The organism is Flectobacillus roseus (assembly GCF_030056595.1).
GTDB classification, from domain to species: Bacteria; Bacteroidota; Bacteroidia; order Cytophagales; family Spirosomataceae; genus Flectobacillus; species Flectobacillus roseus.
In genome coordinates, this window is the sequence record NZ_JASHIF010000016.1 from 22,926 (window position 1) to 39,975 (window position 17,050).

The following is a 17,050-nucleotide window of genomic DNA, read 5'->3' on the forward strand; positions in this document are numbered from 1 at the left end:
TAGGCTGTAAACATCTTCTTTTTCAAGACTAAAATCAAGAGTTTTATTGGTAAAAGGTATAGGTGTCCAATAAATTTTATCTACATTACATCTAGTCGATAAAATCTAAATCTTTATCAAATGTTTCCTCAGACATATAAGATGCCCAGAGAGCAGCGAAGTTACAAATACACCCCACTATCAAGGCTGCATAAATTAACCCTACATGACCCATCAAAAACTTAAACCCTAAGGTAATAAGAATCAATGCCCCGCGAACAAAGTTGGGTACTGTTGTAGTCACTGTTGCACGAATATTAGTGCCAAACTGCTCTGACGCCATAGTGATAAATACCGCCCAATATCCTCCAGAAAAGCCCAAAGCAAAACATAGGAAATAAAAAATCGTAGTACTAAGTCCATGGACGAGTAAATAGATGCCCATCAGGATTATACTAGAGCCTACAAACCAGTAAATCGTCTTTTTACGACTTTGTAAAAATTGACTTACGAGTCCGCTAAGAAAATCACCAGATGAGAGCCCTGCATAACATAAAATTACAACAGTGCCTGCTTTAATTTCACCCTGCACGCCAATAGCCTTACTGAGTTCAGGTGCCACCAGTACGAGAATACCTACCGTGTACCAAACAGGAAGGCCAATCAAAATACAGTAGATATATCTTTTGAGTTTATTTGAATCGGTGAATAGGCTAAGAAAATTGCCTTTCGGGGCGCTTTTTTCAATGTTTTGAAATAATGACGATTCCATGGTACCAATACGCAATAGCAATAATGCTAACCCCATAGCACCGCCGATATAATAGGTCATACGCCACCATTCTGGGTCGGTACTCAAGCTGGCTATGTAGGCAGCTGTTACGGCACCTAAAGCCCCAGTTCCTGCAATGAATAAGGCCCCATATCCTCGTTTTTCTTTTGGTAAAGATTCGTTCACTAAAGTTACTCCAGCTCCTAATTCTCCTGCAAGACCAATACCAGCCAAAAATCTTAGAATAGCATATACGGTTAAATCTTGTACCATTCCATTAAAAGCATTGGCTAAGGAATACAACAGAATAGAGCCAAATAAGACAGATTTACGTCCACGCTTGTCACCCAAAATTCCCCAAATAAGTCCACCCAAAAGCATACCTGCCATTTGTATGTTAAGTAGGCGAAGCCCTTCTGACAGTTGCCCATCTTTATCAAGTCCGAGACTGGCCAAGCTGGCGTTTCGAATTACCCCAAAAAGAATGAGATCATATACATCCACAAAATAGCCCAGAGAAGCTACAAGGATTAACAGTTTGGCATTTTTTGAAATAGTAGTTTCCTGCATAGAGATAGGTTTTATGTAAAGGAAAGATTCATTCCGAAAATAAGAATTTTAATAGTCTATAACAAAAAAACTACCGATTATCTAGATAATCGGTAGTTTTTGTATGAAGTGCTATTTTACCATCTTGAAAGCATTTGCGAACGATGGGCGTCTAATTTTAGAAAAATAAATAATAAAATAGAGAACGACCAAAGAGATGAGCCTCCATAGCTAAAAAATGGCAGCGGAATTCCAATTACTGGCATCAAACCGATAGTCATACCGATATTGACGAGAAAGTGGAAAAATATGATGGAGACGACCCCATATCCGTAGACTCGCGCAAATCGGGATTTCTGTCGGTCTGCGAGATAAATAAGCCGTAGCATCAAGCCAATAAATAAACCGACAACAGTTAGGCTTCCTGCAAAACCAAACTCTTCACCTACAGTACAGAAAATGAAGTCGGTACTTTGTTCGGGTACAAAGTCAAACTTAGTTTGTGTTCCCTGCAAATATCCTTTACCAAGCAACCCACCGGAGCCAATCGCAATTTTGGCTTGACGAACATTATAACCTGTTTTCTTACGGTCAAAGTCAGGGTCAACTAAAACTCGGATACGATTACGCTGGTGTTCTTTTAGCACATTATTAATCGCCCAATCTACGCCTGTCACAAACAAACCCATACAAAAGGCTACACCTAGAATAGCTAATATATTTTTGGTTTTGCGTTCATAACGAGGCATTGCCCAAACAACTAAAGCAGACACTACCGCTAAACCGATATAAATCTGCCATTCCTCAAAAATGAGAGATAAAATAAATAGCGTTACCACCGCTAAGAAAATAGCAGGATACATACCTGGAAGCCCCTCACGGTACAATAGAATCAAGAATGAGGCAAAAACTAAAGCAACCCCTGTTTCGTTAGACGCCAAAATCAATATTGGCGGAATTGCAATGATGATAGCTACATTGAGCTGGTCTTTGAATCTGGATAGATTGGTGAGTGGCGTACTCAAATATTTTGCCAGTGCCAAGCAGGTTGCCATTTTAGAGAACTCGGCAGGTTGTAACTGAAAAGAGCCTATCCTGAACCAAGAGTGCGAGCCTTTCACCTCTGTTCCTACTACGAGTACTGCCAGCAACATGAATAGGAAAAATCCATAAATAGGAAAAGCAAAAGTATCGTAGAAACGATGGTCGATTACCAAAATGGCAATTATGAGCAGAACTGTTGTTCCTATCCAAATGAGTTGTTTTCCTGAATTGGTATCAAAGAAACCGTCATCAAAAATCCAAATTGGGTGCTCAGGATTATAAATTGCCGCGTAAATATTGAGCCAGCCTGCTACAACACAAAGTATATATATTAACACGGTCACCCAGTCGAGGTTGCGCGATATTTGTTCTTCTCTTTTCAAGGTCTTATTCTTAGAAATGCTAAATCAATTTGTTTGGTACACTTGAGTAAAGGGTTTTGAAATCATTTCGGATATCGAATTGCGGAAATGTAACCTACTTTCCATTTTCCTATTTTTCTGAAATGTCAAATCTGTAATGAATTGAAATCTTTCAGCCCTAATTACTCTTCTAATCTTAATGTGTTTTCTTAGGTACTATTTTCTGATTTTTAGGTAAAACCGCTTGTGGTTGCATCGGAATCTTAAATACAGGCGCTTTTGGTTTATTCGCCTGATCTAGTTTGAATAACTCTTCTTTCAGGTTGCGTAGTTGATAGTCTTCGATAGTCGAATCTTTTTCTACCGTTGCTTTTACCTCTTTATTTGGTTTAGCTGAAGCACTTTTTGCACTCAACACATTGGCCAAATAGCTTTTATTCATCCATCGAGTTTCCATTGCTTTACGTTCTACTTTGCCTTTCAAGTATTTTTCAATACAAAGCGATGCAATAGGAGCCGAGTGTGTTCCTCCAAAACCTGCATTTTCGATAAATACAGCAATAGCAATTTTAGGATTTTCTCTTGGAGCAAAAGCGATAAAAATAGCATGGTCTTGCCCATGTTTATTTTGAGATGTACCTGTTTTACCACAAATCTGAATATCGCTTAGGCGTGCTTCGGCAGCCACAGTACCTGCATTTACCGCGCCAACCATTCCTTCGATAACAGGTTCAAAATGGCGACGATCTATACCTACTGAAATATGCTCTTTGTATTTGTTATCGATGTTTCCAGCTTCATTAATTCCTTTTACAAGGTGCGGGCGAACATACCAACCTCGGTTGGCGATGATAGCAGCCACATTAGCCATTTTGAGTGGGTTGATGACAATCTCCCCTTCACCAATACCCACAGAGTAGATATTAGAAAATTTCCAACGAAGAGGGCCTTTATATACTTTGTCGTAATACTCGACACTTGGCAGTTTTCCTTTTGTTTCGTTTGGTAAGTCAATCCCTAATTCTTGTCCAATACCAAACTTGCTAGCCATGTCATTCCAACGTTGAAGACCAACGGCCGATTTTTTGAAAAGATTTTGCTCCTTATTGTTATAAATGATTCTTTTGAAAACATTATAGAAATAAGGGTTACAAGAGTTTTTGATACCTAACTGAATCGATGAAGATGTACCTCCACAGTGACACTTCATTGGTACACCTGCGTGACCAAACCCTGTACTTGGGCTAATTACTCCCAATTGCAAACCAATCAAAGCTTGGATCAACTTAAAGGTCGAACCTGGACGATAATAAGCACTCGGTGGGCGGTTGATAAGCGGGTGTAATGGGTCAAGGTTGAGCGTTTGGAAGTATTTTGAGAAAGTCCTTCCTGATAGTTTACTAGGGTCATAAGTAGGAGCCGATACCATCGCTAAGATTTCGCCAGAGGATGGCTCAATTGCCACCACACTTCCTACTTTGTGTTGCATCAAACTATCAGCAAAATCTTGTAAAGCAATATCTACCGACGAAATCAAATTTTTGCCAGCAACAGGTTCTCTATCAAATTCTCCATTTTTAAAAGGACCTTTTTCCACGCCACGGCTGTTGACCATCACGTATTTTTCACCACGTTGTCCTCGCAGTTCATCTTCGTAAAATCTTTCAAGTCCAGTAACTCCCACATAATCTCCTTGTCGATAATATTCGTTACCTTTTTCCTGTTCTTTCAAGAGGCGCTCAGGGCTAATTTCTCCAACATACCCTAAGGCATTTGCCATACCTTTTGATTGATAAGTACGCAAAGAACTAATCTGGAAAGAAAACCCTGGGTAATCTACCATAGCATCTTGCACACGTGCATATTCCTCTTTGGAAAGCTGACGTAAAAATAGAGAAGGGCGTACAGGTGAGTAAATTCTCGCCAAATGAGTTAAGCTATCAAACTCACTGCGGGTAATGTCAAAAAGTCTACAGAATTTTAAAGTATCCTGAACATGTGCTTTTTTGGGCGTAATGTACAAATCATACACAGGGGTATTATAGACAATCAACTTTTTGTTGCGGTCATAAATCAATCCTCTGAAAGGAACTTGTACAATTTTACGAATAGCATTGTTTTGAGCATCTAACTTGTAAGTCTCGTCAATAACTTGCAAATAAAATAGCCTTCCGATGTAAAGTATGGCGATAAGGATAATGAATCCTTGGATAAATCTCTTTCTAATCTCGTCCACTGGCTTTAAAATGATTTTAGGGATATATAGAAAATGTTTTCTACTTTCTGGAAAATTTGACTGGCTATAAGCGTTTTAATTGCTAACCAATCTGTAAATAACCAACTAACTATTACTATTTTTTGTATTTTGAGTAAAGGCTTGGTTGGTATCTGATTATCAAATATGAAATACTCATTTAAACAAAAACAGACCTGTTTTATAGTTTAAACGGAAAAAACTATCTGAAGGAACATAATTAAAGTACAAAATTTGCTGTTTTTCAATAAATTGTCAACAAACTCATTGAGAATCAAAACATAATTTTGCGATACGATCTTATTCTTTGGGAAGACTACGAATTAATAAATAAATCGCAGCAAAAATGAATAGCAACGAACAGCCAATAGAATACCAAGGAGTAGTGGTATGGAAGGTTTTATCAAGCCAGTTGCCTAACAGTACGCCACTCGCAATGGTGATAAGCATTTGGCTTCCTGCTCCCATATAGCGCATATACTTGTTGGAATTTGGCGAATCGTTTGACATGAAAGTAAAGAAAAAAGGTTGTTCGACGTCGAAAATAGAATGGTACTTTTCCGTTGGGATATAATAAAAAAATCCAAAAACGAATGTTTGATATACCTGTAACAAAAATACTTAATTGGCACGGAATCTGATAATAAAATCTCGTTATTTTGCGTTAAACCCCTTGTTATTCAAGATAGACTTGCTCTATTAACTTGGGTTATTGTTTTGAGTACTTTGAATCTTATCTTAAGAACCACCAAATTGACCTATATTTGTATTTTGGATGGGGAATCAATCAAATCATTGTAGTTTTTCTGCATAGCTACTTCACATGAATAGAATACCGTTACTTTTAGTACTTGCCATATTTTTGTGCCTAGGAGGATGCTCCCAATATAGCTCTTCGCCTATCAGCGTGGGATTCCATAATCTTAATGCCAAATACAACGCGCTTTTTCAAGCTAATCAAAAATTGTTTGAGGCCGAAAAAAAGCTATTTGAAGACCGTCACGATAATTACGCCCAAATTCTTCCTGTTTTATTGCCTATCGATTCGGTCGTAGCTAGCACCGTCTCAGCTGAACTGGCTGCCGTCATCAAAAAAGCATCAATGGTGGCCGAGAGACACCAAAACTCTCGTTGGCTCGACGATGCCTATGTACTCATAGGGCAAGCTCGCTTAATACAAGAAGATTATAAAAATGCGATAGAAACATTTAAATATGTCAATACAACAGCCGAAGATGATGACGCTCGTCAGGCAGCGCTGATTGGACTGATGCGTGCTTATGTCGAACAAGGTGAGTTTACTACTGCTTTGAGAGTTGCTGAGTTACTACGAGAGGAGGATTTGAACAAAAATAATACAGCGAACTTTTATCTAACAAAAGCGTATTTACATCAACTTAAAAAGGAATATGCTACTTCTGTAGCTATTTTGGAAGAAACATTTCCATTGCTTCCTAAAAATGAGCAAAAAGCCAGATTGTATTACGTAGCAGGTCAGATGTATGAGATATTGGAAAAATTTCCTAAATCAAGTGAATGTTTTACAAAGGTTGCCAAAAACAGACCTTCGTACGATTTAAGATTCTATGCCTCGTTGAATAGCGCATTGGTCATGAATCAGAAGGGCAATTTTGATAAATTATTAAAAGATAGCAAGAACAAAGATTTATCAGATAAAATTTATGAAGCTATGGCCTCGGCAGAAATGCGCCAAGGCAACACTGCTAAAGGAATTGCTTTATTGAAAAAATCTGCCAGTATCAGCAAGGATACAAAACAATTGCCTTATACGTATTTGACGTTGGCAGATTTGTATTATGACAAATATGCTGAGTATGAAACGGCTTTTGCGTATTATGATAGTTGCTTGTCGCTGTTGCCTAATACTGATGCTGCTTTTGCGAAAGTAAAGCAAAAACAACAGGTACTTGGAGAGTTTGTGAAGCAAATGAATATTGTCAAAACAGAGGATTCTTTACAAAAGCTTTCGAAACTTACTCCAGCAGAATTGGATAAAGTTTTGGAAAGAGCTATTCGCTTGAAGAAGGCCCAAGAGTTGGCAAATTTGGCAAAAGCAAAAGAAATTGTAGCTGGTTCCACCACAGCAACTAAAGACCCATTTGCCACAACAGGTAAAACAGATTGGTATTTTTCTAATGCTATGTTGGTAAGCCAAGGTCGTACCAATTTTATGAATCGCTGGGGAAATCGACCTCTGGAAGACAATTGGCGTAGAAGTAGTCGTGACGATGCCGCATCTTTTGCTAGTTTTAATACTTCAAGCACTGAAAATACATCTTCCTCAAAGAATACAATCGAAGGGGTAAGTGACAAAGAATTAGCAACCGAAAAAGCAGTCATGAAAACCAAGATTCCATTCAGTGCAAAGGCGCTCGAAACTTCGCAAATCAAACGACAAGATGCGATGTTTGAAGTGGGTAAAATCTTTAAGTTGAGTTTAAATGAGCCTAAGAAATCCATTTCGACCTTCAAACAACTACTTTCCGAATACCCAAATTCAATTCATGAACCAGAGGCACTGTACTTTTTGTATTTATTACACGAAAATAATCCAACAGAAAAAGCAGGCTACAGAAAATCACTCTTTGATAAGTTTGGTGACTCGTATTTTGCAAGAATGTTAAGCCGTGAAAATATTGTAGAGTTAAGCTCAGACAAAGAAACGGAAGCTCAAAAGCTTTATACCGAAGCATACCAATATTATCAACAAGGCAATTTTGCCGATGCTTTATCATTTGTAGATACGGCTTTGAAAGAATATCCAAATAGCCATACAGAGGATAAATTGGCTTTTTTGAAAGCATTACTATTGGCTAAAACCCAAAACTTTGATGGCTATGTAAAAGCATTGAATGATTTTATAAAAGATTATCCTAAAAGCCAATTGTTAGGTCTAGTAAAAGAGAATTTAGCGGCTGCGAAGAATGCTAAGCCATAGTTTTAACTTTTGGCAAAAGAATATTATTGATCTGTCGATTTTTAGAAAGTATAGACGAAACAATTATTTTTTTTACTTTTGCCAAAACGTTATCACCATTGCGATTGACGATTTATTATGCAAACAAGACATTTATCCTACATATTAATAACTGCTCTAGGGGCAGTTTTTTTTATCCCATTTATTGGTAGCTCCCATTTATTTGACTGGGATGAAATCAATTTTGCTGAATCGGCAAGAGAAATGATTTTGACAGGAAACTATGCTACTGTGCAAATTAATTATATGCCATTTTGGGAAAAACCTCCTTTGTTTTTCTGGATGCAGGTCTTAGCCATGAAGGCATTTAATGTATTTGATCCAAATTCTGGATTTGCACCAGAGTTTGGTGCGCGTTTTCCTAATGCCATCATCGGTATTATTACCCTGTTGGTGTTTTATCGAATTGGACGAAAACTCTATAATGAAAAGTTTGGTTTGTTGTGGGCTTTGGGATATTTGGGCTCATTTACGCCACATTTATATTTCAAATCAGGCATTATCGACCCTACGTTCAACCTATTTATCTTTTTGGGCGTTTGGTATTTCTCTCAAAGTGTTTCTACAAATCAAAATACATCTAAACGCCAGACTTACGGCTTACTTTCGGGGCTATTTGTAGGATTGGCAATTCTAACCAAAGGACCTGTCGGTGGTTTATTATGGGGACTTACCGTATTCACTTATTGGGGTGTTAATGGTTTTAGTGCTAGTTTCTTGAAAGATGCAATCAAACCATTTTTCTCGGCTATTGCTATTGCTTTTTTGGTGGCTTGTATTTGGTTTGGACTATCTATCTATCAAAATGGATGGGGTTTGTTTGTAGAGTTTATTCAATACCAAATTCGTTTGTTGACTACGGGCGATGCTGGACACGAACAGCCATTCTATTATCATTTTGTGGTTGTATTGGTAGGTTGTTTTCCTATTTCAGTATTGGCGATTCGTGCATTGGGAACCTCAGGGTCGGGTAATTCTCAAGGAGAATATTTTAGAAAATGGATGATCTATTTGTTTTGGGTAGTCATGATTTTATTCACGATTGTGAAGACCAAGATTGTTCATTATTCATCAATGGCATGGTTTCCTGTGTCGTATTTGGCGGCGTACCATGTCAACAACTTACTATCAGGTAATTGGAAGTGGTCAAAACTCACGGGTTTTGGTCTGTTCTTTATTGGTTTGGTGATGGCCATTGCCCTTACAGCAGTACCATTGGTAGGTCAGTATGCAGCCCAGTTGATTCCATATATCAAAGATGACTTTGCTGTGGCAAATCTCAGTGCCAAAGTTACGTGGGGCGGATGGGAACAATACATGGGCTTAGCGTATATTGTAGCAGTAATAGCTATGGTGAGTATGCGCAATATTCGAGGTTTATATATTGCTACTGCGCTATGTTTATTTGGTTATTCGGCGGTAGTAGTGAGCAAAATCGAAGGGTATTCACAACGTGCTGCGATAAGTTTTTATGAATCATTGAAAGGTAAAGATGTGTATGTGGAGCCAATTGGTTTTAAATCGTATGCACAATTGTTCTATTTCCAAAAGCAACCTCAGAAACCTAAAACAGAGGCTTACTTATTGAATGAACCTCATTTGGACAAACCTGCATATTTTGTGATGAAGATTACAGCAGATAGCGCCATGAAAGCACATCCTAATCTACGATTGATAAAAGAAGAAAACGGATTTTTGTTTTACGAAAGAAAATAAAATGAAAAAGCTGGCAGTGATGCCAGCTTTTTTGGTAAAGAAAAATATATGTAGTCAGGTAGTAAACAATTTTTTCGAAGCTGTTGCTAGCTTGTAACTTTTTATACAAAACTCATTAATCATGAGCTACTAATGTTCTTGGACGGTCTTCAAGAGCCTTGAAGAAAGAGTACATTGGATTGACATCCAATTTAATAAATTTCTGCCAAATTTTAATGGCTTTTGTAATCAATTCATTTTCTATTAAAAAGCCATCATGGCCATATAACGAGTCCAAAGCCTGAAATGTAGCGTCAGGAATGTGTTTTGCTAAAAATTCTTGCTCATTAATAGGAAACAGTGCATCGGATTTGATACCCATAACAAGTGTCTTTGCTTTGACTTGCCCAAGGGCATTAATTACTCCACCTCTTCCACGACCTACATCTTGCGAATCCATTACTTGCGATAATACATAGTACGAAAATGCATTGAATCGTTGTGCCAGTTTCTCACCTTGATAACGCTGATACGTGACAGCACGATAGGTTTTGTCCAGACCTTCCTCACGGCGTGCTTGGGTTACACCATAAGTTTCGTAGTTACGATATGAAATCAAAGCTGTTGCACGAGCGGCTTTCATGCCATTAATACCAGCCAGAGGGTGGCTTTCTGTCCAAGTAGGGTCAACTTCAATAGACATTCTTTGCGACTCATTGAACGCAATTCCCCAAGGAGAATGTTGGGCATTAGTCGCAATCAAAATCAAATTTTCGATAAGCTCAGGTTGAGAAATAGCCCATTCTACAGCCTGCTGACCACCCAAAGATCCACCAACACAAGTTTTGATTTTTGAAATACCCAGATGCTCTCTCAATAAATCAAAAGAGTTGACAATATCACGAATCGTAATAGTTGGAAAAGTGTGAAAATATGGATCACCAGTTTCTGGGTTAATCGAAAGAGGTCCTGTACTTCCATAATGTGATCCCAACACATTTACACAGATAATAAAGTATTGTTCAGGATCAAACAATTTGCCTTTGCCGACCAAACCTTGCCACCAATCTGCTACATCTTGGCTACCTGTAAAAGCATGGCATACCCATATCACGTTCGAACAGTCAGTATTGAGCTGTCCAAGCGCTTGATAAGCTAATTCAACTTCTGGCAAAACTCCTCCTGCTTCGAGTTTGAAAGGAGCATGATGTTTAAAAATTGACGTATTTAACACGAATTGAGATGCTGTTTTTGATAATAATAAAGAATCAAGAAGAGAACATTTAGTTGAAAATGATACGATTTGTTGTTTTAACCTAAAAATGAAAGAAACAACTCATCATTAACCCCAACTTCTTTAGTTCTCCATCAGTTTGGCTGAAATCTCCTCAAAAGACTCCTCATATTCCCAGTACATCAAACGACCAAATGCCCCTGTAACCAACATATATTTTTCGCTTAGAGACTGAATGCGGTCGACTGCTACAATTTTTAGACTTGCTCTTTCTACCTCGACACTTTCGATAATTTCTCGATTGTGCTCGTCATACCCATGGACAACGAGATAGTTGCCTACGGTAATTGGAATAAATTTTTTCATGGATGCGTACAGACATATAGCCACAATGAATTGTGACAGTGAAACGATACATCGTAAACCTGACGAATACTGAACAGCAGAATGTAAAAATGTAGCTGGATTAGTTTCGTAATTGGTTTATATTTCCCAATAATGATTAACTTATTGGGTAGGAATTAGCACCTTGCCTTTACGAATCAGTAGGTTGCCAGAAGTTCATAGAGCCTATTCTCTCCCTTCTTCTTTATAAATCAACTACTACCTTTTGTGAAGAGTAATTGACTTGATGTTGCAAATATAATAGCTAGAATCTCGAAAATGCAAGTGTTTTACGGATTGATTCACATTTGAATGTTGAATTTGTTAAGGATATGTTAATAAGTGCGATTGTTGTAATTATTTTTATAATTAATTGTACATTTAGTGAATGCTAATTATGAAGGCGCCAGCTTTGTAATTTCTCGCCTACCTATTAGTTCGAACCAAAATAGAATCCATTCCATTTTTATGAAACGAATTATTTACTATTCGCTCTTGCTGCTATTGATTAGCGGTTTAGGTGTATCTGTTAGCGCTCAATCTGACGCCGTCTATAACCATCTTGTAAGCACCTTGCGCAAAACGCAGGAACAATATCCACAAGAAAAAGTTTATTTGCATTTCGACAAACCCTACTATGTTGCAGGTGAAACCATCTGGTTCAAAGCTTATCTTTTTGATGCCTCCTATCATACATTGGATTCTGCAAGTCGCGTATTGTATGTTGATTTAATACATTCAGCTACTGGAAAGGTAGTACTACAAAAAAAGCTAAAATCATCGGGTGTGGCATCGGGTGATTTTCAATTACCCGATAGCTTAAGTGCAGATACTTATCATATTCGAGCGTATACCCAGTATATGAGAAACTTTTCTGAAAATCTTTTTTTTGAGAAAAATATTAAAATTTTCCAAGATAGTCCAAGCACTGGAAATCCAGAATTTACGTCAGAAATGCCCTCTTCTGTAGCTACAATTTTATTTTTTCCTGAAGGTGGTAATCTTGTTGAAAATATAGAATCTCGTGTAGCATTTAAGTCAAGAAATAAAAAAGGGCAAGGTTTTGATGTCGAAGGATTTGTACTTGATAATCTCAAAGATACAGTCGCTAGTTTCCATTCGGTTCATTTAGGAATGGGCGTATTCAATATTAAGCCAATGGCAGGCAAAAGCTATACAGCTTTTATTAAAAAAGGAGATGGTAGTTATTTCTCTCAAATGTTACCAAAAGCACAGGAAGTAGGCTACACCATTACGATAGACAATGTAACCTTTAAAGATAAAATCAGATTGTTTGTACAAAATTCAAGTCCTACCACAACTTCGCAAGAACTCCCTATTATTATTCAACAAAGAGGAAAAGTTTGTATGGTGCTAAAAGGGTCTTCTTCAGAAAAAAGCTTCACAGTAAATATTCCTAGAACCCAAATCTTGGACGATGGAATTACACAGATCACTTTATTTTCACCAGACGGAAAGCCATTAGCTGAGAGACTGATTTTTGTAGAACAAAATAAACAATTACAAGTAAAGGTAAAAAGTAAGAATAGTCAACATAATACAAGAGGTAAAACAGAGCTAGAATTAGAAGTAACAGATGAGCAAGGGAAGCCTGTACAAGGCTCATTCTCGATGGCCGTAACAGATGATGCGCAAGTACAACATGAATCTTTTGCTGAGAATATCAAAACGTATTTACTACTCAATTCGGATATTAGAGAAGAATTTTCTGGTAGAAATTATACTCAGCTTACGGGTACAATCGAGCAACCTCGCTATTATTTCGAATCATCAAATGCTAATCGATTATGGTATCTCGATTTACTGATGATGACTCAGGGTTGGCGTAGGTTCAATTGGAACCAAATGTTAGGGAATACACTTCCAGAATTGAAGTATGATATTGAGGATGGTTTGACTATTAAAGGAAAAGCCTTGCGTCCCAACGGAAAAGTCTCAGAAAATATCAATTTGAGTTTGATGATGGCAAAGCCGAATACTGAACCTGTTTTCAAAACGGTTCTAGTCGATGCTTCTGGAAACTTCAAATATAATTCTCTCAACTTTACTGACTCAACTGAAGCATACCTTCAGGTATTGAAAGGAAGTGGTACTCGAAACATTAGTATTAATCTTGACGAAGGCTTGGATTTGTACTGGAGTACCCCTCTACAGATTCCTAAAGATATCCGTTATCCTGATGAAAAGGGTTTTGAGTTCTTCCTTAGAAAAACTCGTGAAGCTTTAACCATCGAAAAAAATGATATTCTCAACAAGACACAAGAACTAAAAGAGGTTACGGTATCGGCAAAAAGAGAAGTGATTGACAACCGAAATTTATACATCAAAGCATCAAATACTTTGAAAATAAATGAATCTATTTGTGTAGGAGCATTCAATGTACTACAAATGATTAGTGGGCGTATTCCTGGGGTGCAAGTGTACAGTAATGGTGAACGTACCTACACCGTGTATATTTTTGGACAAGGATCTGTTGCTCTAAAAGCTACACCATTATTTTTGTTGGATGGATTACAAGTTTCATTGGAGGTGATCAATAATCTTACACCTTGTGAAATCGAAAAAGTAGATGTATTAAAAGGCGTTGACGCAGGAATTTATGGGGTATTAGGCGGTAATGGTGTTCTATCTTTTCTATCTAGGACGAGTAATGTTAATAATGTGAATAGAATAAAATTTGCTCCAGCAGGAGTAAAGGTCGTAAAGCTTCTAGGATATGCTATGGAACGAGAGTTTGAGTCACCACAATATATCGAAGCAAAGCCCCAGCACGTTAATCCAGATTATCGTTCTACCATTTTTTGGAAATCAAATATCGTAACAAACCACGAAGGAAAGGCGTCTGTGACTTACTTCAATAGCGATAATAGAGGTAAAATGAGTGTTCAAGTAGAAGGTGTTTCACACTTGGGCAGAGTCGGGGTTGCCAATTTTCAATATGAAGTCAAGTAACAAATTATAACAACAAAAAAAGGAAAGCATTATGCTTTCCTTTTTTTGTTGTGCCTCAGACACTACCAGTCATCAAGAAATCGTTGTAGATTCGCTTTTCTTTTTTTAAATCGCTAGTTCGAACCATTTTACCGTTCTAAATCAAACCAATTGCAATGAAAAACAATTTAACCTATTGCTTTATTACTTTATTAAGCTTGCTGTGTTTTACTAACACTTCACATGCACAAGAGCAACCTGTTTATGAAAAACTTCGTGCTACTTTAACTAAATACCGCTATTCGTATCCTCAAGAAAAAGTGTATCTCCATTTGGATAAACCATACTACATGGCTGGCGAAACAATGTGGCTAAAAGGCTATTTGTTCGATGCTTCGTCTAATGGCGTGGATTCGGTGAGTCGAGTGCTATATGTAGATTTGGTACAGCCAGCTACGGGTAAAGTCATAGTTCACAAGGTGCTAAAAGCTTTGGCCGTTTCGGTGGGCGATATTCAATTGCCAGATACTCTTGTAAACGACCTTTATCGCATAAGAGCCTACACCAATTATATGCGAAATTTTTCAGAATCTTTATTTTTTGAAAAAGATGTGCGAGTATGGCAAAATACTAATATGTCTTCCATGAACGAAAATAAAGCTCAGGCTCTCAATGAGGTGGCTTCTATTAGCTTTTTCCCAGAAGGCGGATATCTGGTTGAAAACCTAGAAAGTAGATTAGCCTTCAAAATTGTGAATAAGTTAGGAAAAGGTGTCGAAACCTCAGGTTTCGTTTTGGCCAATGATAAAGATACCGTTGGGGTGTTTAGCACAGCTCATTTAGGGCATGGAGTATTCAATTTTCATCCTGAAACTAATAATACTTATTCGGCCTATGTAAGAAAATCAGATGGGAGCTATATCAAACAAGAGTTACCCCAACCTCAAAAAAGCGGCTACATCATGAGTGTAGATAATGTGACTTACAAGGATAAAATCCGACTCTATATTCAGAACTCTAGCCCCAAACCTGCTGGACAAGACAAAGAACTACCTATCATTGTGCAACAACGCGGAGAGGTTTGTATGATTGCGAAAGGTTCAGAATCAAGTAGGAGTTTTGTGGCCAATATTCCTAAAAATCAAATTCCTGATGACGGGGTAGTGCAGATTACTTTATTTTCGCCCGAAGGATTACCCATTTGTGAAAGGTTGATATTTGTTGAGCATGGAAATAGAGCATTACAGGTGAATGTTTCTTCGAATAAAGCAGAATATAAAAGTCGCGAGAAAGTAGATTTGAATATCGAAGTAAAAGACGCCGAAGGCAAACCTGTTCAAGGGACTTTTTCTGTAGCCGTTACTGATGCCTCACAAGTAAAAGGTGAGCCTTATGCTGACAATATATTGACTTACGTGTTGCTAAACTCAGAAGTCAAAGAATCGTTGAGTGGACAGTATTATCAACAAATACAGGGCTCTGTAGAGCAACCACAATATTATTTTGACAACACACAAGAAAACCGTCATTTACATCTTGACTTGCTAATGATGACGCAAGGTTGGCGCCGATTTACTTGGCAACAAATGTTGAATGATGTCAAACCTAAAATGGATTACTTTGTTGAGCAAGGATTAGAAATTACAGGTAAAGCAGTGCGTCCTAATGGTAAAGTGACGGATAAACTTACTTTGACTTTAATGTTGAAAAAACCTAAAGAAAACCCAATTATAGCTATGACAAGTGTGGATTCATTGGGAAGATATGGTTTTTATAACTTAGATTTTACAGATAGTGTTGATGTGTATCTTCAGGCTGTAAAGGCAAATGGTGCTCGTAATTTGACCCTAACGATAGACGAGGCTCTTTCGTTACCCAAAACAAGACCGCTTCAAATTCCTAATGAGGTGCGCATATTTGACCCAAATGCTTTTGCGACTTTCTTAAAATACTCAAGAGAATCCATAGAACTTGAGAAGAAGCTCATTACTGAAAAAGTACAAATGCTTCAAGAAGTAACGGTAACTGCCAAAAAAGAACCAGAGGATAATCGTAAAATTTATGGACAAGCGAGCAATACACTCAAGGTGGATGATACCCTTTGTGGAGGTATGTTTAGTGTCTTGCAAATGTTACAAGGCAGAATTCCGGGAGTGCAAGTAGTACAAACAGGTATGGGTACATACTCAGTACTTATCAGAGGTCAAGGCTCTATTAATGCCTCTAATGATCCACTATTTTTGATTGATGGTATGCAAGTAAGTAGTGATGTGATAAATACCTTGCCACCATGCGATGTTGAAAGTATAGATGTATTGAAAGGAGCTGATGCTGCTATTTTTGGAGTAAGAGGAGGTAATGGGGTTGTTTCGGTATTGACGAGAAAAGGGAACGCCAATTATGACTGGAGCAAGTCTAATACAGAAGGTGTAAAAATTCAGAAACGCATGGGTTATGCCATGACCAGAGAGTTTTTTGCCCCACAATATGGGCAAGCTAAGCCAGAGCACGTTCGTCCAGACTATCGCTCAACATTATATTGGAATGCCAATATCACGACAGATGCCTCTGGTAAAGCTACAACAAGCTTCTGGAATAGCGATGCTAAGGGTAATATGACCATCAAATTGGAAGGAATGTCAAATCAAGGGCGAGTTGGTGTTGCTCAAAATGAATATTTGGTAAGGTAGTATATTCAAGAGGTATTTGGTTCTTGGCTATGAGCTTATAGGTTCAGTATTTCCTTAAACTTAAATATCATAGCTAAAAGCTCAAAGCCATAAGATAATCTTATACAATAAAAGGGGAATAAATTGCAGTAATTTAT

General features: G+C 37.7%; 10 protein-coding genes and 1 riboswitch. Of the genes, 4 read left to right on the top strand and 6 right to left on the bottom strand.

Features of this window, described 5'->3' with window-relative positions:
• Window positions 1-91: 91 nt before the first annotated feature.
• From QM524_RS17310 to QM524_RS17325, 4 genes are all read right to left on the bottom strand, one after another.
• Window positions 92-1,321, bottom strand: a complete 1,230-nt coding sequence (locus tag QM524_RS17310; protein ID WP_095161308.1) for an MFS transporter — start codon at window positions 1,319-1,321, stop codon at window positions 92-94.
• 116 nt (window positions 1,322-1,437) lie between these two features.
• A complete protein-coding gene (gene rodA, locus QM524_RS17315; RefSeq protein WP_095161309.1) occupies window positions 1,438-2,727 on the bottom strand; it encodes a rod shape-determining protein RodA in 1,290 nt (429 codons plus the stop codon).
• A 175-nt stretch (window positions 2,728-2,902) separates the two neighbouring features.
• Window positions 2,903-4,942, bottom strand: coding sequence for a penicillin-binding protein 2 (gene mrdA, locus QM524_RS17320; protein ID WP_283345537.1), 2,040 nt, complete (start codon window positions 4,940-4,942; stop codon window positions 2,903-2,905).
• A gap of 318 nt (window positions 4,943-5,260) precedes the next feature.
• Window positions 5,261-5,470 (bottom strand): AtpZ/AtpI family protein, encoded by a 210-nt coding sequence (locus QM524_RS17325; RefSeq protein WP_095161649.1) that lies wholly within the window; start codon window positions 5,468-5,470, stop codon window positions 5,261-5,263.
• A 313-nt stretch (window positions 5,471-5,783) separates the two neighbouring features.
• On the opposite strand from QM524_RS17325, the gene porW reads away from it, so the two are divergent.
• Window positions 5,784-7,919 carry a type IX secretion system periplasmic lipoprotein PorW/SprE gene (gene porW, locus QM524_RS17330; protein WP_283345538.1) on the top strand — a complete coding sequence of 712 codons (2,136 nt, stop codon included), beginning with the start codon at window positions 5,784-5,786 and terminating at the stop codon, window positions 7,917-7,919.
• 117 nt (window positions 7,920-8,036) lie between these two features.
• Complete coding sequence (locus tag QM524_RS17335; protein ID WP_283345539.1) at window positions 8,037-9,674, top strand: ArnT family glycosyltransferase; 1,638 nt, start codon at window positions 8,037-8,039, stop codon at window positions 9,672-9,674.
• A gap of 115 nt (window positions 9,675-9,789) precedes the next feature.
• On the opposite strand, the gene QM524_RS17340 is transcribed toward QM524_RS17335, so the two are convergent.
• Both QM524_RS17340 and QM524_RS17345 read right to left on the bottom strand, forming a co-directional pair.
• On the bottom strand, window positions 9,790-10,887 hold the full coding sequence (locus QM524_RS17340; RefSeq protein ID WP_283345540.1) for a homoserine O-acetyltransferase family protein: 1,098 nt from the start codon (window positions 10,885-10,887) through the stop codon (window positions 9,790-9,792).
• Between the two features lie 123 nt (window positions 10,888-11,010).
• Window positions 11,011-11,253 carry a hypothetical protein gene (locus tag QM524_RS17345; protein ID WP_283345541.1) on the bottom strand — a complete coding sequence of 81 codons (243 nt, stop codon included), beginning with the start codon at window positions 11,251-11,253 and terminating at the stop codon, window positions 11,011-11,013.
• A 114-nt stretch (window positions 11,254-11,367) separates the two neighbouring features.
• Window positions 11,368-11,485, bottom strand: a riboswitch (SAM riboswitch).
• Window positions 11,486-11,739: 254 nt separating this feature from the next.
• Between QM524_RS17345 and QM524_RS17350 the strand changes: the two genes are divergently transcribed.
• Window positions 11,740-14,244, top strand: a complete 2,505-nt coding sequence (locus tag QM524_RS17350; RefSeq protein WP_283345542.1) for a TonB-dependent receptor plug domain-containing protein — start codon at window positions 11,740-11,742, stop codon at window positions 14,242-14,244.
• Between the two features lie 155 nt (window positions 14,245-14,399).
• Window positions 14,400-16,913, top strand: a complete 2,514-nt coding sequence (locus QM524_RS17355; protein WP_283345543.1) for a TonB-dependent receptor plug domain-containing protein — start codon at window positions 14,400-14,402, stop codon at window positions 16,911-16,913.
• Window positions 16,914-17,050 lie beyond the last annotated feature (137 nt).

Bases quoted from the DNA above. Each gene is read 5' to 3' on its own strand.
- QM524_RS17310 (WP_095161308.1), bottom strand. From the start codon at position 1,321: ATGCAGGAAACTACTATTTCAAAAAATGCCAAACTGTTAATCCTTGTA.
- QM524_RS17325 (WP_095161649.1), bottom strand. From the start codon at position 5,470: ATGTCAAACGATTCGCCAAATTCCAACAAGTATATGCGCTATATGGGA.
- porW (WP_283345538.1), top strand. From the start codon at position 5,784: ATGAATAGAATACCGTTACTTTTAGTACTTGCCATATTTTTGTGCCTA.
- QM524_RS17335 (WP_283345539.1), top strand. From the start codon at position 8,037: ATGCAAACAAGACATTTATCCTACATATTAATAACTGCTCTAGGGGCA.
- QM524_RS17345 (WP_283345541.1), bottom strand. From the start codon at position 11,253: ATGAAAAAATTTATTCCAATTACCGTAGGCAACTATCTCGTTGTCCAT.
- QM524_RS17350 (WP_283345542.1), top strand. From the start codon at position 11,740: ATGAAACGAATTATTTACTATTCGCTCTTGCTGCTATTGATTAGCGGT.
- QM524_RS17355 (WP_283345543.1), top strand. From the start codon at position 14,400: ATGAAAAACAATTTAACCTATTGCTTTATTACTTTATTAAGCTTGCTG.